The organism is Blastococcus sp. SYSU DS0616 (genome assembly GCF_054051015.1).
The window spans coordinates 74,146-94,677 of record NZ_JBJHAJ010000014.1; the positions used below are offsets into that span (position 1 = coordinate 74,146).

A 20,532-nucleotide genomic window follows, 5' to 3' on the forward strand; every position below is an offset into this window, starting at 1 on the left:
TCTAGTTCGGAACGGCAGGCAGTGCGTCGACGGCGAACTCACCAACGTGCTGCGCGAGAGAGTCCTCCCGCAGGTACCGCCACATCTGCTCGGACCGGCCGGCGTCGAGGTAGACGACGCTCTGCGCTCCTTCCCGACCGGTGCCCGCAACCGGCGCGGTGAGGAAAGTGACCCCGCCGGGGCGGAGGGACCGCAGGCCGTAGGCCATGTCCAGGAGCGCTGTGTTGGACAGCGTCTCGTCGACCGCCATGGCATCGGTGAGCGCGACGAGGAAGCCGTCGAGCGCGCCGACGTCGGTGAGAACGTTCTGCTCGGACACCTTGGCGAACATCGACCGCAGGTACGCCTGCTGCCGCTTCACCCGGTCGAAGTCCCCACCAGAGAGTCCGTAGCGCTGCCGCACGTAGTACAGCGCCTCTTCGCCGGCGAGGTGGTTGAGTCCGGCCTCATACGTGTACGGCCCGTTGGTGGTCGTCTCGGCGACCTGGACATCGACCCCGCCCAACGCGTTGGTCATCTGGACGAAGCCCTGGAAATCGATGGCGGCGTAGTGGTCGATGCGCACGCCGGTGAGCCCCTCGACGGTCTGCACGAGCAGGCTCGGCCCGCCGTAGGCGTAGGCGGCGTTGAGCTTGCTCGGGCCGTAGCCGGGGATATTCACCCACGAGTCGCGCGGGAGGGACACGACCTGGGCGCTCTGCCGGTCACCGGTGACGCGGACCAGCATCATGACGTCGGACCGACCGTCGGGGGTCTCCCCTACCGGCACGTCGGCGCGGGTGTCCGACCCGACGATGAGAAAGGTCAAGGGCGCCTCACCGGCGGACGCCGCCGTGGGTGCGGCGGGCCGCTGGGACTCGTCCAGCCCGGTGAAGGCCTCGACCCGCTCCAGGTTCCCGGCGTAGCGGTTGGTCAGGTACCAGGCGCCGCCGGCGACGAGCAAAACGAGAACCAGAACGCTCGCACCGAGCGCGATGAGCGCCCGGCGCAGCCGGCGGTTCCGCGGATTCGCGGGCGCCTTCTCCTCGAGCTCCAGTTCGTACCGGTCCACCACGTCGAACGACGTGTCATGGCCGTGCTTCCCCACCGGTCCCCCGCTCGTTGCCTTCTGGCGTCAAGCCGACGGTAGCTGGAAAACTCAACGCCAGACGGCAATGGACGGGAGACAGCCGACGCCCGAGCCTCAGCTGTCCCGCCCGTTTACCTGCGGCTCATCGGTGGGCCAGTGCAGCGGGCCGTGCTCAGAGGCGCTCGACCACATCACCCTCGAGCACGCCGCGCGTGTCGAAGATGCGGACTCCGTCCAGCGCGCCGCCGAGGTACTCGCTGTGCGCCTGTACCAGGACGGCGGCGTCAGCTTCGGCGATTGCTTGGGAGCCCACGTCGCCCCCGATCCGATCGACGGGCCGGCTGCGGCGCACGCCGAGGTCGACGACGGATTGCCGGCGCGCTGCGCACGTTGCTGTCGTCACCCGGCGGTGCCGGCGGGCGAGCGGGCGAGCGGGCGAGCGGGCGGATCGACCAACTGCCGCGGGCGTCCCCTGCCGATCTAGCAGACCGTCGTTGCTAATCGACTCGTCTGTGGGGTAGGACGTGGGTGGTGAGGTTCTTCCCCGGCCCCCGGACCCAGACTCGACATCGGAGCCGACGGAGGCACGCGGGTGGACGCGGGTCGCCGGTTCACGCCTCCAACCGCTGGCCAGGCGGTCCACGTCGGCTCGTGCAGTCGAGTCGCCGATGCCGACGATGTAGCGGACGTCCATGTCGGCCAGCGCCGAGACCGGCCCCAGCCACGTCGCCGCCCGCTGCGGCAGGAGTGACGGGTCCGGGCGACGTCGTCCCAGGAACCCGACGAACGTCCATGTCGGTGTGATGCTGTTGATCGCCGTGACGATGTCGAGCAACTCGCGGCCATGGCCGCCGGTCCCGATGATGGCGAGTTCCGGCGGGCGTCCGCGGGCGTCGCTGCAGCCCTCCGGCGAGCTCATCCAGTGGTCCAGAGCCGCGCGTAACGGTCCCAGACGACGCGCTGGTTGAAATCACGCACCACGCGGGCCCGTGCTGCGGCGCCCATGTCGGCCCGGAGCCCGGGATCGTCCACGAGACGACGCAGCGCCGTGTCGAGTGCTTCGGCGTCGCCTCGGGGCACCACGTGACCGGTGATGCCGTCGATCACGCTGTCCCGCGCGCCGGTGGCGTCTGTCGTGATGACGGGCAAGCCGCTCGCTGCAGCCTCGAGGACCGCGTTGGGAAAGCCCTCCCTCCGGGTCGGCAGCACGAGTACGTCCATGGCTCCGTACCACGGGGCCGTGTCGCTCACGAACCCCGTCACGTGGACGTTGCTCGCCGCCAGTCGAGCCTCGTACTGCTGCCTTAGGCTGATGTCTTCAAAGTCCCCGACGACGACCAGCATGACGTCTGCCCTCCGGCCGACACCTCCGGCCACGGCGAGCAGGTCCTCGAGGCCCTTGTCCGCGGTGAGCCTGCCGACGAACCCGATGACGACGGTGTCCGGTGGCGCGCCGACGCTCTCCCGTGCGGCAGCTCTCGCCTCCTGAGTGGGCGGGCGGAAGCGCTCGTAGTCCACGCCGTTGCTGCTCCCGGACCCCAGCACGGATACCCGCTCGCTCGGCACCGCCCGCAGCTCTCTCAGCTCGCCGGCGAGGCTCGGGCTGACGGCGACGACGTGGTGTGCGGCTCGGCAGCTCACGACCTCCAGCGCAGTGAGCAGAAGCCGTGTCGCGCCGGTGGCTCCTTCCAGCCGCAGTCCGCGCTGGAGATAGAACCTGCGCGGAACTCCAGCGAGGGCGGCAGCGAGGCCGACCAGGAGGCCGGCCTTGGGCGTGCTGACGACGGTGACCTCGGGGCGGACACGGCGCACGAGGCGCACGAGGCGCACGAGCGCCAGCGCATCGCGCCACGCCTGCGGCTCGCGGCGCATGGCCACGGCGTGGATCCTCACCCGTGGGTCGATGGAGGCCAGCGCCTCCCCTGGCGAGCACACCAGGTGGACGTCATGGCCCTTGTCGACGAGATCGGAGAGCTGGCCGGCGAGGAACGCCCTCGCCGTCTCCGGCGCCGTGACAGCGTGGAGTATGCGCACACGGGCACGCTAGCGGGTGCGGCTCCCGAGCCCCCGCTCACCACAAGTGGAGCGGCTGACGCCTGAGCCTGCTCTGGGCGACGCTGCTCGAGCGGAGCCGGAGGGACTGAGAGTGGCTCGAGGCCTTCACAACGAAGTTGCAACGGCCGCTTATCGTCACCTTCGACAGTGAGATCGTCCTCGGCGCGGCAGCGCGAACGCGTGGGACCGGCCACTATCGCGCAGGTTCGGTCCGGTGCCTACCTTCGGCGGCTTTTCGACGATTAGCACTACGTCAACCTCGCCCTCGCCGCAGCTCGCGAGGCCGCGCCGCCTCCAGTGCTCTGGACGTGCACGAGGAGGCGTTTGATCTACCGATCTTCGAGCTGCCATGTCGCGACCGCGACGTTTCTGACCGCCGAACGCCCGACCCAGTACCGACGGATGACAGCGTGTCCCGCCCCGGGTTCAGTGGAGGCTCGGAACTGACGCGGCGACGGTAGTCGCCGCGGGGTTGTGCCGGTGAAAAGTCGTCCTCGTGCTCGGCCGGTGGGACGAGTCCGATCTCGCCGTGCAGGCGTCGGTGGTTGAACCAGTCGATGTACTCGGCGGTGGCGATCTCGAGGTCGTCGATGCTTCTCCACGGCCCTGTTGCGGATCAGTTCGGCCTTGAAGAGCAAGTTGAACGCCTCGGCCAGAGCATTGTCATAGCTGTCGCCGGTGGAGCCGACCGAGGCCACCGCCCCGACCTCGGCCAGGCGCTGGGTGTAGCGCACCGCGACGTACTGGATTCCCTTGTCCGAGTGATGGACCAACCCGGTCAAGTCGCGGCCGGCCCGCCGGCGGATCCAGAAGCCCATCTCAAGTGCGTCGAGCGCGAGGTCGGTGCGCAGCGACTTCGATAGTTGCCAGCCGACCACCCGGCGAGAGAACACGTCGATGACGAAGGCGGCGTACACCCAGCCGGAGAAGGTGCGGCAGTAGGTGATGTCGGCGACCCACAGCTGGTCCAGGCCGGTCGCGGCGAACGCGCGGTCGACCAGGTCCGGGCGGGTGTCCGGCCCCGTGCCGGGCACCGTGGTCCGCGGCCCCTTCGCCCAGCTGATACCGCGCAGCCCAGCGGTGCGCATCAGCCGCTCGACGGTGCACCGGGCCACCCGATGGCCCTGCCGACGCAGCTCGGCGTGCACCTTCCGCGCCCCGTATGCGCCGAAGTTATCCGCGTGCACGCGCTCGATCACCACGGTGGTCGCCGTTGACCGGGCCGAGGGCGGCCTGGTCCGGTGCGCGCAGTACGTGCTCGGGCCGATCTGCACGCCGGCGTCCTTCAACGCCGCGCAGACCGGCTCGACCCCGAAGCGCTCCTTGTGCTCATCGATGAATCCGACGACTACTTCAGTCGGCGGTCGGGCTCCGCCTGCGCAAAAACGCCGACGCGGTCTTCAGGATCTCGTTCGCCCGGCGCAGCTCCGGATTCTCCCGCTCCAACTCGGCGATCCGTCGCGCTTCGTCGGTCGTGCTGCCCGGCCGGTCGCCGTCGTCGATCTCTGCCTGGATCACCCAGTTGCGCAAAGTCTCGGCGTTGATGCCCAACTGTTCAGCGATCCGCTTCAACGCCCCCGTCCGGGTCGCCGGATCGCGCCGCGCGTCGACCGCCATCCGGCTCGCCCGCTCCCGCAGCTCATCGGGGTACTTCCTCGGTGCCGCCATGACTCTGATCCTCACGTGGATTGAGAGCCTCCATCAGACCCGGGGCGGGACACGCTAGCCCGCATTAGCGGCCGATCGGCGGGCTAGTCAGGGCGGGTCCTAATGTGTGGGCGTGAAAACCAGGGCGGAGCCGCTCGCGGGGCGGCTTGCGTGGCGGATGTTCGTCGCCGGAGTGTTCCTAGCGGCCTTCGTCCGCGTCCGCCCCGTACCAGGCGTTGGGATCAGCGCCAGCGACGTTCTGATCATCATGGGCGGTCTGCTGCTCATCGGCCGGGGCCTAACACAACCCGGCACGTCAGAGCGGCCAGGGCTACCGTTCCGGCTCGCGGGAATGTTGATCGTCGGTGGCGTGCTCGTGTCGGGCCTGGTGCGCTTTGACGCGGCATTGCTCGACATCGGGTCACTGGCCGGTCAGTACTGGCTGGTGCTGATGATGATTCCGGCAGTGCTGGTGCTGCTCCCGGTCGAGCGGCGGATCACTACGGCCAAAGCGTTCGTCTACGGCGTCGCAACGTCCATCGCTGTCGGCATGGCGCTGCTCACCTTCCTGCCCGCGGCTTACTCGCAGCTTCTGGCACTGGGCGTCATGGATGCTGTCGGCAGCGGCGGAGCCCGCCCCGGCCTGTTCACGGGCGTGGGGGAGCTGGCGAAGGTCGCGGCCATGACGATCCCGTTGGTCTACTACCTCGTCGTCCGCGGCCACCTGTCGTTCCTGCGCGGCGGGGTACTCGTTGCCGTGCTGGCGCTCGGGGTCGTCGTGACGCAAGCAGGGTCCGGAGCGATCGTGGCCGTCGCCGGCGTCGGGGTCCTGGCGCTGATGCGGTTGTTAGTCCGCAAGGGCGGCGCGCAGCGCAACTCGGGGGTCAAGGTCCTCGCCGCCCTGAGCCTGGCGATCGTCGGCTTCTGGTACGGCCTGCAAGGAATCGACAGTGGCAGCGGGTCTGGCGGCGGCTTCGGGCAGCGGTTCCTGGACCGGGTGGTGTCGCCGCTGTCCGACAGTGGGGCCGCTGGGGTCGGCAGCGCGGACCTGCGGATCACGCTCGCCGGCGAAGCGTGGAGGCTCATCGGAGAGCGCCCGCTGCTGGGCACCGGGCCGGGCCTGTACCGCGGCAGCAGCGACTTCGACCTCGGCGTGCACATCGTCCCGCTGCTGCTGTGGGGAGAGATCGGCATGCCCGGGGCGCTCGGCTGGCTGATCGTCGTGCTCGGCGTCGCCGTCACCGTCGCGCAGAGCCTCAGGCGGGCGCCCGTCGCTGCCGTCGCCGGGGCCGCGGTCCTCGTCACGTTCATCGGCACGTGCCTGAGCGCGACCTACTTCTACCCCCGGCCGCTGGTGCTGCCGCTGCTGATCGTGACCAGCCTGATGTGGCACACCGAGCCGCAGGAGGTGAAGTCGCCGAAGTCGCCGAAGCGGAGATCGAACCTTGCCGGGGGAGCGGCCCAGCGGCCTATGCTCACCCGGTGAGCACGCTGATCTTCGACGGGGACTGCGGGTTCTGCACGACCTCGGCGACGTGGATCGAGGCACGGGCCGGCGGCGCGTTCCAGGCCACCCCGTGGCAGTTCCTGCCGTCGCTGGAGGCTGTCGGGCTGAGCGAGGAGCAGGTCACCGAGGCGGCCTACTGGCTCGAGCCTGGGCAGGCGCCGCGGGAAGGTGCCGCCGCGATCAGCTACGCCCTGATCGCCTGCGGCGGGCTGCTCGCCCTGGTCGGCAGGGTCATCGTCGCCGGTCCCGTCCGACCGCTGTCTCGGGTCGTGTACGGCTGGGTCAGCCGCAACCGGTACCGGATGCCCGGCGGCACCGCCGCCTGCCGCGTCCCGCCCACAACGGGCTAGCCACAGCGGTACAGTCGGCCGATGTTGCGCAGCAAGGGCTGGGTCATCGCGTTCATCGCCGTCCAGGTGCTTGTTCCCCTGGCGCTGTTCGTGCTGCGGATCGCTCAGGAGGGCTGGACGGTCACGGGCATGTTCCCGATCTCGTGGCAGATGTACTCGGCGTGAGCGACCCGTTGCGGCTGTTCCGCTACGCGTTTGCCCTGATCGCCTGCGTCAAGGCCGTCGACCTCGCCATTCGCCTGCCCGACCGGACCGACCTGGCGCTGCCGCTGCTCGCCGCCTGGCTCGTCGGGACGGCACTGCTGGTCACACCGCGCTGGAAGGTCGGCGCGTTCATCATCGCCGCCGCCGGCAGCGCCATCGTCGTCGCCGGGCCGCTGTTCAACCACCACCTGTACCTGATGGTGCTGGTCGGGGTGATCCTGTCGATGTTCGACGACCGCTGGCACGTCTTCCTGCTGCGGGCGCAGCTCACGATCGTCTACGCCTTCGCTGCCGTCACGAAGATCAACGGCACCTACCTGTCCGGCGACGTGCTCGCCCGCGCCACCGAAAGGTCCGTCCTGCTCGGGGACGTGGCGATCCCCATGTGGCTGCTGGTCATCGCCTCGGCGGGCGCGATCATCGTCGAGGGTGGACTGGCGGTGGCGCTGTGGTTCCGCCATACCCGGCTGCCCGCAGCGGCTCTGGGCATCGCCTTCCACGTCCCGCTGGTCCTGGCGACCACCTACGGCTGGTCGGGCGGCGCGCAGCTGTTCGTCTACAGCGCGATGGCGCTGGCGCTCTACCTGCCGTTTTGGGTGGACTCAGATGAGGTAGTAGAGCGTGCCGTTGGACATCTCAAGGGACGATCGTTGCCAGAGCGCCCGAGGCTGAGCTAAGGGCGCGGTCAGGCCGGCTGAGGGATCGCGCACCGGCTACTGCGCTGCCTCAGGTGGCCGGGCGGTCCTTGGCGAGCCGGTAGGCCGTCCGGTATGCGCCACCTACGGGGGAGACTGACGCTCTCCCAGAAGACGCGCTCGGCACGTCGAGCGCGTAGCGGTTCGACATGCTGCCGAGCGAGGCGAGCCACGTGAAGAGCAGATCGAGACGCGTGTAGTCGGAGGTCTTCGTCCTCCGCCAGTTGCGAATTCCCGCCCGGAGTGGGCGCGCGTACGCCTTGTGCCGGGCCAGAGGAGAGTCCAGGACCAGTGACTCGACGGTCGAGCCGGTCTCGCCGCGCAGCCACTCGCCGTACTTGTGGTGCCTCGAGCGCAGTCGATCGACACTTGTGTCCCGGACTCCGTCGTACCGCGTGCCGGTGCGCGACCACGGGATGTCCCTCAAGGCAGGGTGCAGCTCGGCGAGCAGCGTGCGGTAGTGCACGTCACCGCGCTGCTTCGGCGGGAGCTGCCACATGGCCGAGTACACCGGAGGGGCGGTGAACGCCTGGTACAGCGGAAGGGGATGGAGCGCGGACGACATGGTGACCTGCAGCAGCCGGCGCAAGTAGTGCCGTTGCTGCTCCAGCTCCCGGAGCTGCCACTCCTCTCGAGTCCCGTCTGACGGTCGCCACGCGGTCGACTCGCTGCGCAGGGCCGTGCGCAGCGACCGGGTGTTGAGGGCTGGAAAGGCTCCGAAGGGATCGACGACCCGCGGCTTGGTCGCTGGCAGGGCCGAGATGTGCCTCCCGGAGTACTCAGCCCGGCCGATGGAGTCCCCGTAGGTGCCCGCGACGACCAGGTCCAGGTCATCCATCTGAGCGACGTCAGGCAGACCGTGCAGGTGCAGGGGCGAAACCTCGGCGCCAGCGTCCGCCATGAGCAGAAGGTTCCGTCGCAGCAGGGCGGGTGTCAGCTCGATGTGCCGCCACCGCCAGCCGAGAGCACGGGCCAGGAACTCGGCGTAGACGACGTCTCGGGAGTCGGACGTCCCCCACGTCACGCCGACGATCTCGGAGGAGAGACGACCAGCGGCCTGCAGCCTGTGCAGGACGCCGGCGACGATCCGGCTGTCCATGCCACCGGAAAGGAGCAGCCCGACCCGTGCCCGGCCGGAGAGTGCCTGCTGCAGCTCGTCCGACAGCAGCTCGAGCAGAGGGGGCGCACTGCGCTCCTCGGCTGCCGCATGACTCGGCTCGGCCGCCTGGCGGACCTCCCCGGTGCTGGCGTCCACGCGGGCCATGAAGGGCAGCCGCGACAGCCCCTGAACCATCGTCCGATCGCCGAACGCGTATCCCTTGGTCGCGACGCCCAGCATCGCCAGCGGATCCAGCTCGTGCCTGCCAGCCGGGAGCGCGGCCATGGCCGTCGCAAAGTCGTAGAACGGACCGCTGGTCCCGCCCGCGAAGAGCGGGAAGGAACCCGTCAGCTGCCCGGCTTCCAGCCGCCCGTCCCACGTGTTACTCACCATGCGAGGCAGCCTCTCACCTCGACGTGGGGTGTGGCTCCTCATGTCTCTGCGCGTGCCGCGGGCGCGACCGGGCGTTCGCCCAGACCCCGACGAGCACGGCCACCGAAGCGGACAGGGCTGCCGAGGCAGCGGCACCACGCAGACCGAAGGACGGGATCAAGACGCTGTTGGCGGCCACGCTCGTTGCCAGGGCGAGGGCCGTGACGCGTGTCTGCACCTTCGTGTTGTGGTGCAGCTGAGCCACGATGTTGACGTACTGGTAGCGATAGGCCGTCAAGCCGAACGCCCCGATGAGCAGCCCGACCGTCAGGGGGTCACCCAGACGGAGGTCCTCTCCGATCATCACCACGGAGAGCGCCGGCCAGGCTGCGAAGAGCAGCATGCACACGGCCGCACTCGACAGGGCCGCCCGGCGGCGGAGCAAGCGCAGATGCGTCTGCCGAACGTGGGCCTCTAGCTGGGCGAAGAGCCTGGGGACGGCGACCAGGCCCACCAGACCCGTCACCAGGGTGACGACGCCGTACAGGATGTCGAACGTCGGGGCGTAGAGGGCAACCTCCTCCTTGCCGCGAAACGCCAGCAGGATGAACCGGTCGACGTAGAGCATCGAGAGGCTGAGCCCGTAGTTGAGGACGAGCGGGCGGCCGTACTGCCACCAGGGCTGGAGGTCCGCGCGCCGGGAGTGCGGCGGCGACAAGGCCCGCCACGTCGACGCCGTCGCCAACAGGCTCGAGGCCAAGATCCCGCCCAGGACCCAGCTGAGCTGGACGTCATCGGCGAGTGCACCCGTCAGGGCGACGATGAGGAGGAACGAGCCGTTGCGCAGCACGCCCGCGACGATGAACGCTCGCGGGAGGATGCGGGCTCTCAGGAGGATCCACCTGGTGGTGAAGGCGGCTTCCGCGAGCGCGTAGGCGACGCAAAAGGCGACGGTCAGCCATGCGCTGCCAAGCGTGACGGCAGCGATAACACCTGTCAGCAGCGCCACGACGGGAGCATTGCGCAACCAGGCGGTGACCGTCGCCCGGTGCAGCCGACTGGGATCCTCCGCTGGCGCGAAGCGGAGCACCGCCGCGTTGAGCCACTGCGACGGCACGGTCGAGCCGATCGATACGGCGGTGATCACGAGGACGTACGTCCCGTACTCCACCGGGCTGAGTAGGCGCGTGAGCAGCGGGGCGGCGGCGAGGCCCAACGCGGCGACCACAAGCCGCGAGGCGCCCATGGTGAACCCGGCGCGTCTTGTCGCTTGGAGCAGCTTCGAGGCGGCGGGCCGTCCGGTAACTGGTCCTCGCCGGTTCCGCTCCATCAGCGGAGCGTCCCGCGCGACTTCTCCTCGACGAGGCGCTGCAGCGCCTCGTGCCATCGCTGCATCACCGGAGTGAGGCCGTGGCGCGCGCATGTCGCCTGCTGCGCCGCGAGTGCCTCCTCGGTGCGCAGCGCCGCGTCGGTGCCCATAAGGGCGCGCATGCGCTCAGCCAACGCGGCGCTGTCTCCCGGTGGCGCCAACCGGCCCTCGGGCAGGAGCTCGGCCAGGTTCCCGACGTCGCTGGCGACCATGGGCATGCCGCACGCCAGGGCTTCCAGAGCAGCGTTGGGGGAGCCCTCCCACCGCGAGCTGAGGACGAAGCCGTCGTAGTCGTCGAGGGAGCTGTGCCAGTCGAAGGTGAAACCGCGCAAGTGGATTGCGTGGCCCATTTGCCGGTCTTCGATCAGGCGCTCCAGTGCCTGGGCGCCCGGGCCCTCGCCGAAGATGTCCAGGGTGGCGAGATGACCGGCCTGGATCAGCTGGGACATCGACTCGACCAGCAGGTCGTAGCCCTTGGCGTCCGTCAGCCGGCCCACCGCGATCCATCGGAAGGGGCTGGCAGCCTGCCTCGGCCTGACCGTCGCCGGGAGGGTGTCTGCGAGGGCGTTGTGGATCACTTGTGACCGCTGCGGATCGCTGAGGCCCGCCGCGGCGTACTTCTCCAGCGACTGGGAGGAGTTGAACACCGTCGTGACGTCCGCCCGCCGGCTGATCCGCATCAGGAGACGACGCGGCCCACTGGGCAGGGCGGAGGTCCGGACGGAGGAGATCAGCGGGAGGCGACTGCCGACGGTCGTGACGCGAGCAGCGAGCACCGCTGGTTCGTTGAAGGCGAGAAGCGCGTCAGCCCGCCAGGTGCGCAGGGAGCGGCGCAGCTTCGCGGGGCTGGTCAGCAGTCGGCGGCCCGTGAAGTCGAGCCGGACCCGCTGGGTCCCGGTCGGCAAGGGGTGCTCGACGCTCCCCTGCCCCAGCGAGCGCATCGTGATGACGCAGACGTCATGGCCGAAGGCGGGCAGGTGCTCGGTGAGCAGCTGGATCTGGCGCTCCGCGCCGCCCCCGCCCATCGTGGGCACCAGCACGGCAATCCTCATCGATGTCCTTTCGGAAGCGCGAGCCTCCGGTGCTCGAACGCCTGGGCGCTCACAGCGTCCGGAACCACTCCACCGTCTGGTGCAGGCCATCCGTCAGCGGGACGGCGTCGACGCCCGGGAACAGCGACCGCACCTGGCTGCTGCTCGCCTGACTGTCCCGGACGTCGCCGACACGCGGCTCGAGGTGGTCCACGGTGAGCTTCCGACCCAGCTCCGCCTCGAGCAGCTCGATCACGGTCAGCAGGGACGTCCGCGTGCCGAACGCCAAGTTGGTGGGCTCTGCGGTGACGGAACCGACGACGGCTGCGCGGAGAACTTCCACGACGGTGCCCACGAAGGTAAAGTCACGCGTCTGGTGGCCGTCTCCGAACACCTGGAGTGGTTTCCCTGCCAGCCCCGCGCTGACGAAGGCGGGCACCACAGCCGCGTATGCGTGCCCAGCCGCCTGGAGCGGGCCGAAGACGTTGAAGAAGCGGAACGGCAGCACTGGCAGCTGGTAGCACTGGGCGTACGCCACCGCGTACTGCTCTGCGGCGAGCTTGGAGACGGCGTACGGACTCATGGGACGTGCCTGGAGGTCCTCCGACTTCGGGATGGCCGGATTCGATCCGTACACGCTCGAGGAGCTCGCGAGGGACACGTGGAGCCCGCCGTGCCTGCGGGCAGCCTCCAGGACTCGGAGGGTGCCGGTGGCGTTCGCCTCGTGGCTGCGCACCGGGTCAACGATGCTCCTGGGCACGGAGGGGACGGCTGCCAGGTGGACTATGTGGCTGCAGCCGGCCGTCGCGGCGTCTAGCGCCTCGGTGTCCAGGATGGACCCCTGGTGCACTCGGACCGGCAATCCGTCCAGGTTGCTCAGGGAACCTGAGGAGAGGTCGTCCAGCACGCGGACCTCTGCGATGTCGGGGTCCTCGCAGAGCCGGCGGCAGAGGTTCGCTCCAATGAAGCCGGCCCCGCCCGTGACCAGGACAGACTCGCCGCTCACAGCACGCTCCAGCGCGGGTCACGCTGCGTCCGCCGCGTGTCGAGGACGAGGGCCTCGCTCAGCAGGTCGAGCTTCAGCACATCGTGGTCGACCAACAGGACGACGACGTCGGCGGCGCCCACCTGAGCCGCGTCCAGGTCCACCTGTTGCGCCGGAAGGGGCTCGTGCAGCTGCACCACCTCCAGATCGACGAGCGGATCAGCGAAGCGGACTTCGGCCCCGAGAGCGGCGAGCAGCTGAGCCACCCGGACCGAAGGTGACTCGCGGGCGTCGCTGGTGTTCTTCTTGTAGGCCAGACCGACCAGGAGCACGGTCGATCCATTCACGGACTTGCGCTCCCGGTTGAGCAGCTCGGTCACGCGCTGGACCACGTAGTCGGGCATGTGGTCGTTGACGTCGTTGGCGAGCTCCACGAAGCGGAACGGCTGGCCTAGCGTGCGCTTCACCTGCCAGGACAGGTACGAGGGATCGATTGGCAGGCAGTGGCCGCCGACCCCGGGGCCCGGGGTGAACCTCATGTACCCGAACGGCTTGGTGGACGCGGCGTCGATGGCCTCCCACACATCGATGCCGAGGCTGTGGGCGAAAACCGCCAGCTCGTTCACCAGCGCGATGTTGACGTGGCGGAAGGTGTTCTCGAGCAGCTTAGTGAGCTCTGCCTCCTTCGGGGACAGGACGGGAACCGTCTGCTCCACGATGTCGTCGTAAAAGGCCTTCACTGCCGCCGACGACGGGCCGTCGATCCCGGAGACCACCTTGGGGGTGTTGACCAGCCCGAACACGGGGTTGCCGGGGTCGATGCGCTCGGGGCTGTAACCGAGGCTGAAATCACGTCCAGCCACCAGGCCGGACCCCGCTTCAAGGATAGGGGCCAGCAGCTCCTCGGTGGTCCCGGGGTACGTCGTCGACTCGAGGACGACCGTCGCACCCGCCTTCAGCATCGGGGCGAGCGTTTGACCGGACTGCTCGATGTAGGACAGGTCGGGGTTGCCCTCACGCAGCGGCGTCGGGACCGTGATGACCGCAATGTCGAAGTCCTTCGCTGCCGCGTAGTCCTGGCTGGGCCGGTAGCGACCTGTCGCCAGGGCCGACTGGAGCTGCTGCGACGGGATGTCCTCGACGTAGGAGTCGCCGGCCGCCAGCCGATCCATGCGGCTGACGTCGACTTCCAGCCCGATGACGTCGTAGCCGACCTCCACCGCCCGCATGGCGAGCGGCAAGCCCACGTACCCCTGTCCGATGACGACGAGCTTCTTGTTCTTCACCTGACGATCCTCTCAAATGGTCGCGGAGTCACGCCGCGCCAGACCCGTTTAGTGGTTTTGCAGGAATGCCAACAGCCGTAACATCGGACGGCAAATCTCGCGTCACGACCGCGCCTGCGCCGACCAGGCCGCCTGAGCCGACCTTTAGGCCCTGGAGCACGACGGCCCCGGCACCGACGAGCGTTCCACGCCCGATTCGGCATTCCCCCGAAATGATCGCGCCCGGGTTTACGGACACGTAACCCTCGAGGACGGCGTCGTGGCCGATGGTCGCATTCGGGTTCAGATGCACCTGGCGACCGATTTCGACGTTGGTCGACACCTGTACGCCGGCACAGACGACCGTCCCGGCGGCGAGGCGCAGTTCCGTGCCAGTACCGGCGGAAGGGTGGAGAACCGTCACGGGCTCCAGGCCCGCGCTGGAGAGTTTATGGTCCAACCGTTCGCGTGCCGACGGTGCGCCGACGCCGAGCACGTACCCGGCCTCGGCGTCGCTCTCCAGCCACTCGTCGACGGTTCCGAGGTACGTCACACCACGGCGGGAGAGGCGGGCTAGGTTCGCCTCGCTCGGTTGGTCGTCGAGAACGCCCAACACGTCGAACAGCGGGGTGGCGACGGCCCGATTGATTGCCTCGACGACGTCCAGCGCCTCCCGCCCGAAGCCGCCCGCGCCAATCACCACCAGAGGCCGGCCGCGGCTCATCCGTTGCTCCGCTGGCTTCCCTGGAAGAGCGGCATCGTGGCCACGCCTTCGGCCGAGATGCCCTTCCGGCGTAGCACCGCGGCCACGGTCGCGGCGAGGATCCGCGCGTCCATGCGAGGGCTCAGGTTGTCGACGTACTCGATGTCGGCCGCGAACTTCTCGTCCCAGGAGAGCGCATTGCGTCCGCGCACCTGGGCGAGGCCCGTGACGCCCGGCCGCACCTCGTGGCGTCGGCTCTGCTCCGGGGTGTAGCGCTCGAGATATTCCATGAGCAGCGGTCGAGGGCCGACCAGGCTCATGCCACCCCGGAACACGTTCCACAGGGTGGGCAATTCGTCAAGACTCGTGCTGCGCAACCACCGCCCCAGCGACGTCAACCGCTCGGCGTCGTTCGCCACCCCACCCGCATCACCGAGGCTGCGCATGGTGCGGAACTTGATGAGCTCGAACGGCTCGCCGTTGCGCCCGGGCCGCTCCTGCCGGAACAGCACTGGTGAACCAACGTCACGACGCACCGCGACTGCGATGGCTGCCATGACTGGAGCGCCAATCAGCAACCCCACGCCCGCCACGACTAGGTCGATGGCTCGTTTGACGGGGAGGTAGGCCGAGGGACAAGGGCTCACGCGCGCTCCAGGAACTCCGTGACGGCCGCCAGAACCCGATCCACCTGCTCGGGGCCGAGCGCCGAGCCGCTGGGCAGGGTGAGCCCACGCTTGAACAACTGGTCGGCAGCCCCGGTGACCAGCGACCGAGCCTGCGCGAACACCGGCTGGCGGTGCATCGGCTTCCACAGCGGGCGCGACTCGACGTCGGTCGCATCGAGAGCCTTGCGAAGGTCGTCGGTCGACCATCCGGCGTCAACCGGGTCGACCACGACGGCCGTCAGCCAACAGTTGTCGTCCTCATCCCCGGGGTGCTGGAAGACAGTGACGCCGGGGACGCTGTCAAAGAGGTCGACGTACTGCCGGCGGAGCGTCCGGCGACGCCCGATCATCTCGTCCAGCCGTTCCAGCTGGGCGAGCCCAAGCGCGGCGAGCACGTTGCTGAGCCGGTAGTTGTAGCCGACCTCGGTGTGCTCGTAGTGCACGGCCGGCTGGCGGGCCTGGGTGCTCAGGTAGCGCGCGCGCTGGGCCACCTGCTGGTCGTCGGTGAGCAGCATGCCGCCACCGCTGGTGGTCATGATTTTGTTGCCGTTGAACGACAGCGCCGCCGCGGCACCGAAGGCCCCGGCGGGACGACCGGCGTGGGTAGAGCCCAGCGATTCGGCGGCGTCGGAGACGACCGGTACCCCGAAGCGCTCGCAGATGGGCAGGATCCGCGTGTAATCGGCGCAGCGACCCAGCAGGTCCACGGGCACCACCGCGGCCACCTTGGCACCTTCGCCGGCCAGCCGCTCCAGGGCCGTATCCAGCAGCTCGGCATCCAGGTTGCCGGTACCAGGCTCGCAGTCGACGAACACCGGTTCGGCGCCCGTGTATGCCACGGCGTTGGCGGTGGCCGCGAAGGTGAGCGTCGGCACGATCACGAGGGTTCCCGGCGCCGCGCCGGCCTGCAGCAGCGCCAGGTGAAGCGCAGCCGTTCCCGACGAGAGGGCAACCGCGTGCTGCCGGCCGCATCGCTGGGCGATCGCCGCCTCGAATGCATCGACCATTGGGCCCAAGGGCGCGATCCACCCCGAGCGCACAGCCTCCACGACGAGTTCTTCTTCCCGCTGGCCAACATCCGGAGACGACAACAGGATGCGCGCAGGCTGTTCGACCTCGGCGGTCATGATCGCGCCGCCGTCTGGACGAGGCGCGTCTCGATGGCATCCACGTACAAGATGTCCTCCAGCGGCGGGAACGGTCGCTGCAGCCAGGCCTCCAGGTCCCCCTCGACCGCAGGCACCGCCACGTGGCTGATCAGCGGGTGCACCGGCCGGCTGTCCACTTCCTCCCGGCCGAACAGCTCCTCGTGCAGCTTCTCTCCAGGACGCAGGCCGGTGTACCGGATCTCGATCGGTCGGCCGTCCATCGCGATGAGCTGTGCAGCGACGTCCGCGATCCGGACCGGCTGTCCCATGTCGAGCACAAGAGCTTCCCCGCCGGTACCGATTGCGCCGGCCTGGATGACCAGTTCGACCGCCTCAGGGATGGTCATGAAGAAGCGAGTGACGTCGGGGTCGGTGACCGTGACCGGGCCCCCGCAGGCGATCTGGGCGGCGAAGGTCTCCAGCACCGAGCCACGACTGCCGAGCACGTTGCCGAAGCGTACGGACAGGAACCGGCCTTCGCTCCGCCGCGCGTAGGTGGCGGTGAGCCGCTCGGCCATTCGTTTCGTGCGACCCAGCACGTTCACCGGGTCCGCCGCCTTGTCAGTCGAGACGTTGATGAAGTGGCTCACCCCGACTGAGACAGCCGCCTCGAGCACGTTTCGCGTGCCGAGAACGTTGGTCTTCCAACCCTCGCTCGGGTACTGCTCGAGCATGTTGACGTGCTTCAGCGCGGCAGCGTGGAACACCACATCCGGCATCCGGCTCAGGAACAGCTCCCGCAGCGCTTCGCCGTCCCGGATGTCCGCCAGGATTACTTCGGGCAAGTGCAGTTGCGCCTCACCGTGGATGCTCAGGCTCACGGCGTGCAGGGCCGACTCGTCACGGTCGAGCATCATGAGCTCGGCCGGACCGAATCCATGGATTTGCCGGCACAGCTCGGAGCCGATAGAGCCGCCGGCCCCGGTAACCAGCACCCGCTTGCCCCTGAGGTAGCCGGCGATCTCGCCGACGTTGGTGTCGATCTGGTGGCGCCCGAGCAGATCGGCGATGTCGATGTCCCGGACGTCGCGAATACCAACGCGGTGGTCCAGGAGGCCGGACAGCGGCGGCAACACCTTGACGGTGAGGCCGGCCTTCATCGCCCGTGCGGAGAGGTCTCGGATCAGGGCGGAGTCCGCCGAAGGCAGCGCGATGATCAGCGTGGACGCGCCGGATTCCGCTGCGGCCTTCCCGATGTCGCCGCGACGACCGAGCATTCGGACGCCGCGGATGCGGGCGTGCCGCCAGCGCGGGTCGTCGTCCAGCAGCCCGACCGGCAGATAGGGGCTCTCCGGATTGGTGAGCATGGACGTCACCAGCTGGTGTCCCGCGTCGCCGGCGCCGAAGACGAGCGTGAGTTCGGCTCGGCGTGGCCGGGAGGCACCTTCCCGCTGCCGCCGGATGGCCAGCCGCAGTGCCGCCATGAGCGCGACGGACAGGACGGCACCGACCGCGGGCGCGGAGATGGGGACCAGTCGCGGGACGCCGGCCACGGCGTCGACGAAGGTCTGCACTCCCGCCGCGCAGGCGACGCCTACACCAAGCACCAGCAGCTCGTCGACGCTGCCGACGGGGTACCGCGCGTGGTGCAGCCGCAATAGCGGGGACAGCGCCACGTACGTCAGGACGCCCACCAGGCCGATGACCAGGACACCCTGCCCGTCGATGCGGGCAAGCGCCCCCTCGTACCGAGCCGCGGTGGCCAGCCACAGGCCGATCACCAGGAACACCGCATCAGTGGCCAGCAGGCCCCAGCGGCGCAATCTCCACCGCCAGGCTCTCCGTCGCTCCGTCATGCCGACCCCCGTCCAGCACCACACGCCGTTCGGGCGCGCACCGATAAGGAATTCACTTCGTAGGCGGCTGACGCAGATTCACCGGCCGCGTATTGACCTGCAGCCGCTACCGCCTCGGCGGAACGGCGGGCAGCGGGCCGGTCACGTCGTACCGCGGCCGACTACGCCGCCGCGCCGAGCCGGGGCTGACCACGTTGCCGGTGTCGGCCGTCGTCTCCCGGCCGGGATCCGCCTCGTAGGTGTAGCCGTAGCCGTAGCCACGTGCGGCGCCCGCGGCCTGCGGCACCCGGTTGAGCACCACGCCGAGCAGTTTTGCGTCGATCCGCTGAAGAGCACCTGCGGCCTCGGCCAGCTCCTCCCGCCGGGTCTTGCCGTAGCGAGCGGTGATGACGCAGCCGTCCGACAGCACCGAGAGCACCGCCGCGTCGGTGACCGGCAGCAGCGGAGGTGCATCGACGATGACGTAGTCGTTCGTCGACTTGAGCTGATCGAGCAGCGCACGCATCTGCGCGGAACCGAGCATCTCGCTGGGGTTCGGCGGCATGGGGCCGGCCCCGAGGACGGTGAGCTTCCCGTCACCCCATGGCTGCGCCACCTCGTGCAGCGCTGCCGTGCCAGCCAGCACGTTGGTCAGCCCGGCGCCGCTGATCAGACCCATGTAGCGGGTGATCCGCGGACGGCGCAGGTCGGCCTCGACGAGCATGACGCGGCTGCCCTGTTGCGCCAGCGCCGTCGCCAGATTGACGGCGAGCGTCGACTTGCCCTCACCGGGGATAGCGCTGGAGATGATGATTGCCCGCGGCGGGTGGTCGACGTCGAGGAACTGCAGGTTCGTGCGGATCGCCCGGTAGGCCTCGGCGCTGATCGAGTGGTCGTCCAGGTCGGCGACGAGGTGCTCCTCGGCCAGGCGTGGGTCCTCGAGCACGGTGCCGATGACGCCCGCTCCTGTGACGGTCCGGATCTCGTCGGCAGTCTTGACCGTGTTGTCCAGCCGGCTGCGCAGCAGCGCCAGACCGATCCCGACCAGCAGGCCGAGGACCGCACCGAGTGCCACGTTGCGCATGGCATCCGGACTGACCGGCGTCTCGTTCAGGTCGGCACCCTCCACCGTGGTGACCTTCACCGTCGAGGCCGCTGCGCCTTCGGGCGTCTCCAACTCGGTGACCTGCTGGGCGAACTGCTGCGCCAGGGACGCGGCGACGTCCTGCGCCCGCTGCGCCGACGAGTCGGTCACCGTCACCTCGAGGATGACCGTCTCCGGCAGGGCGGTGGCGGTGACTCTCTCGGCAACCTCTGCCGCGGTCAGCTCCAGGCCGAGGTCGTCGACCACCCGGGCCGCGAGCTCCTCGCCGGTGAGCAGCTGCGCGTAGGACGTCACCCGCTGCTGGGAGAACAGGTTGCCCTGGTATGCGGTCGAGGTATCCGTCGTCGCCGACGTCGAGACGAACAGCTGCGTCGAGGACGAGTAGAGCGGGGTCGCCTGCCAGGTCAGGAAGCCGGCGATGCCGACGGTCAGCAGCACCGTGCAGACCAGGATCCACCAGCCCGAACGGATCGCCTGGAGCACGTCCTTCAGTTCCACACAAGCCCCCGCTCACCAGGTGGGCCCGCCGCGAAGCCCTACCTCTTGCCCCGGTCGTTGCCGGGGGAAACCTCGTAGGACGGTACAGCGCTGATCCGTATTTGTTGAGCCTTCAGGCAGGGAAAGTTGACGCAGTGTGACTCGTGTGGCGGAGGTGTCCCCCCGGCAGACGACACCCCGCCGAGCGGCCAGCCTTCCGGAAGCGACCCTCTGTCACGTGTTGACTCCGTGGCGTGCGGATCCTCTTCGTGTGCACCGGGAACATCTGCCGCTCTCCCATGGGGGAGCGGCTGACCCGCGCCTTCCTCGATGACGCCCTCGGGGCATCGGCTGCCGCGGTAGGCACCGCGAGCGCGGGGACGAATGCAGTGGTCGGGAAGGGGATGGAGCCGAAGTCAGCCCTCGTGCTGTCCGGGCTCGGCGGGGATCCTGCTGGATTCGTCGCCCGCCAGCTCACGGCGGACATGGTGGACGCGGCCGATCTGACGCTGACCATGACCCGTCGGCACCGCCGCGACGCCCTGAAGCTCGCTCCCCGGGCCATGTTCCGCACGTACACGCTGCGTGAAGCCGCCGGCCTCCTCGAACAGGTCGACCTCCGCCGGTTGCCCTCCGCCTCCTCGCTCGACGAGCGTGCTCACGCACTCGTGGCCGCGTTGGGCGCCCAGCGTGCGCGGCGCCGGCACACCGAGCGCGAATCCGACGACGTCTTCGACCCCATCGGTCGCAAGGCCGACGTGCACGAGCGGGTGGGTGAGCTGATCTTCGACTCCCTCATGCCGCTGCTGCACGCCATCTGCGGGACCGGTCACGGCGTACCTGCTCCCCGGGCCGCGGTCCCCGACTTCCCGGCCACGTCGCTCATCCCGGCCATCGCGGCACCGCTGGATGCGACGATGCTGCCCCCGTCGGCGCGACGCTCCTTGCCGCCCGTTCCACCGCGGAGCCGGGCGAACAGCGCGTCGACGCGTCGCCGTTGACCGGCTG

The 20,532-nt window shown here is 69.4% G+C and carries 18 protein-coding genes, 1 pseudogene and 1 other annotated feature; of the genes and pseudogenes, 5 read left to right on the forward strand and 14 right to left on the reverse strand.

The window, feature by feature from the left end; all coding sequences use genetic code 11:
* Position 1: 1 nt before the first annotated feature.
* From ACI79K_RS12325 to ACI79K_RS12340, 4 genes and pseudogenes are all read right to left on the reverse strand, one after another.
* Positions 2-1,087: an LCP family protein gene (locus tag ACI79K_RS12325; protein WP_456599834.1), complete on the reverse strand. Its 1,086-nt coding sequence runs from the start codon at positions 1,085-1,087 to the stop codon at positions 2-4.
* Positions 1,088-1,241: 154 nt separating this feature from the next.
* On the reverse strand, positions 1,242-1,988 hold the full coding sequence (locus ACI79K_RS12330; RefSeq protein WP_456599835.1) for a PglD-related sugar-binding protein: 747 nt from the start codon (positions 1,986-1,988) through the stop codon (positions 1,242-1,244).
* On the reverse strand, positions 1,985-3,103 hold the full coding sequence (locus ACI79K_RS12335; protein WP_456599836.1) for a glycosyltransferase family 4 protein: 1,119 nt from the start codon (positions 3,101-3,103) through the stop codon (positions 1,985-1,987). Before ACI79K_RS12335 ends, ACI79K_RS12330 begins: the two co-directional genes overlap by 4 nt.
* Positions 3,104-3,608: 505 nt before the next feature.
* Positions 3,609-4,792, reverse strand: a pseudogene (locus tag ACI79K_RS12340) (IS3 family transposase); the annotation flags it as partial.
* Positions 4,384-4,514 (reverse strand) — a sequence feature (AL1L pseudoknot). Its footprint overlaps the pseudogene before it by 131 nt.
* A gap of 112 nt (positions 4,793-4,904) precedes the next feature.
* On the opposite strand from ACI79K_RS12340, the gene ACI79K_RS12345 reads away from it, so the two are divergent.
* From ACI79K_RS12345 to ACI79K_RS12360, 4 genes are read left to right on the forward strand one after another with little or no spacing between them, the layout of a single operon-like run.
* On the forward strand, positions 4,905-6,257 hold the full coding sequence (locus ACI79K_RS12345; protein ID WP_456599837.1) for an O-antigen ligase family protein: 1,353 nt from the start codon (positions 4,905-4,907) through the stop codon (positions 6,255-6,257).
* Positions 6,254-6,628 (forward strand): thiol-disulfide oxidoreductase DCC family protein, encoded by a 375-nt coding sequence (locus ACI79K_RS12350; RefSeq protein ID WP_456599838.1) that lies wholly within the window; start codon positions 6,254-6,256, stop codon positions 6,626-6,628. Before ACI79K_RS12345 ends, ACI79K_RS12350 begins: the two co-directional genes overlap by 4 nt.
* Before the next feature lie 21 nt (positions 6,629-6,649).
* Positions 6,650-6,793, forward strand: a complete 144-nt coding sequence (locus ACI79K_RS12355; RefSeq protein ID WP_456563065.1) for a hypothetical protein — start codon at positions 6,650-6,652, stop codon at positions 6,791-6,793.
* Positions 6,790-7,509, forward strand: coding sequence for an HTTM domain-containing protein (locus ACI79K_RS12360; RefSeq protein WP_456599839.1), 720 nt, complete (start codon positions 6,790-6,792; stop codon positions 7,507-7,509). Before ACI79K_RS12355 ends, ACI79K_RS12360 begins: the two co-directional genes overlap by 4 nt.
* A gap of 49 nt (positions 7,510-7,558) precedes the next feature.
* On the opposite strand, the gene ACI79K_RS12365 is transcribed toward ACI79K_RS12360, so the two are convergent.
* The 10 genes from ACI79K_RS12365 to ACI79K_RS12410 form a co-directional block, all read right to left on the reverse strand.
* Positions 7,559-9,019 carry an asparagine synthase-related protein gene (locus tag ACI79K_RS12365; RefSeq protein ID WP_456599840.1) on the reverse strand — a complete coding sequence of 487 codons (1,461 nt, stop codon included), beginning with the start codon at positions 9,017-9,019 and terminating at the stop codon, positions 7,559-7,561.
* A 13-nt stretch (positions 9,020-9,032) separates the two neighbouring features.
* Positions 9,033-10,244, reverse strand: a complete 1,212-nt coding sequence (locus ACI79K_RS12370) for a lipopolysaccharide biosynthesis protein (RefSeq protein WP_456599841.1) — start codon at positions 10,242-10,244, stop codon at positions 9,033-9,035.
* 83 nt (positions 10,245-10,327) lie between these two features.
* Entirely contained in the window at positions 10,328-11,407 is a 1,080-nt protein-coding gene (locus ACI79K_RS12375; protein WP_456599842.1) for a glycosyltransferase, read from the reverse strand.
* Between the two features lie 61 nt (positions 11,408-11,468).
* A complete protein-coding gene (locus tag ACI79K_RS12380; RefSeq protein ID WP_456599843.1) occupies positions 11,469-12,404 on the reverse strand; it encodes an NAD-dependent epimerase/dehydratase family protein in 936 nt (311 codons plus the stop codon).
* Positions 12,401-13,669: a nucleotide sugar dehydrogenase gene (locus ACI79K_RS12385; RefSeq protein ID WP_456599844.1), complete on the reverse strand. Its 1,269-nt coding sequence runs from the start codon at positions 13,667-13,669 to the stop codon at positions 12,401-12,403. Before ACI79K_RS12385 ends, ACI79K_RS12380 begins: the two co-directional genes overlap by 4 nt.
* Before the next feature lie 28 nt (positions 13,670-13,697).
* Positions 13,698-14,372, reverse strand: a complete 675-nt coding sequence (locus ACI79K_RS12390) for an acetyltransferase (protein ID WP_456599845.1) — start codon at positions 14,370-14,372, stop codon at positions 13,698-13,700.
* Positions 14,369-14,998, reverse strand: coding sequence for a sugar transferase (locus tag ACI79K_RS12395; protein ID WP_456599846.1), 630 nt, complete (start codon positions 14,996-14,998; stop codon positions 14,369-14,371). The genes ACI79K_RS12390 and ACI79K_RS12395 overlap by 4 nt, the downstream gene beginning before the upstream one ends.
* Complete coding sequence (locus ACI79K_RS12400; protein WP_456599847.1) at positions 14,995-16,146, reverse strand: aminotransferase class I/II-fold pyridoxal phosphate-dependent enzyme; 1,152 nt, start codon at positions 16,144-16,146, stop codon at positions 14,995-14,997. The genes ACI79K_RS12395 and ACI79K_RS12400 overlap by 4 nt, the downstream gene beginning before the upstream one ends.
* Entirely contained in the window at positions 16,143-17,897 is a 1,755-nt protein-coding gene (locus ACI79K_RS12405; protein WP_456599848.1) for a polysaccharide biosynthesis protein, read from the reverse strand. The genes ACI79K_RS12400 and ACI79K_RS12405 overlap by 4 nt, the downstream gene beginning before the upstream one ends.
* A 172-nt stretch (positions 17,898-18,069) precedes the next feature.
* Positions 18,070-19,545 (reverse strand): polysaccharide biosynthesis tyrosine autokinase, encoded by a 1,476-nt coding sequence (locus tag ACI79K_RS12410; RefSeq protein ID WP_456599849.1) that lies wholly within the window; start codon positions 19,543-19,545, stop codon positions 18,070-18,072.
* 233 nt (positions 19,546-19,778) lie between these two features.
* Here ACI79K_RS12410 and ACI79K_RS12415 point away from each other — a divergent pair, with 233 nt between their 5' ends.
* Entirely contained in the window at positions 19,779-20,525 is a 747-nt protein-coding gene (locus ACI79K_RS12415) for an arsenate reductase/protein-tyrosine-phosphatase family protein (RefSeq protein WP_456599850.1), read from the forward strand.
* The last annotated feature ends 7 nt before the right edge of the window (positions 20,526-20,532 follow it).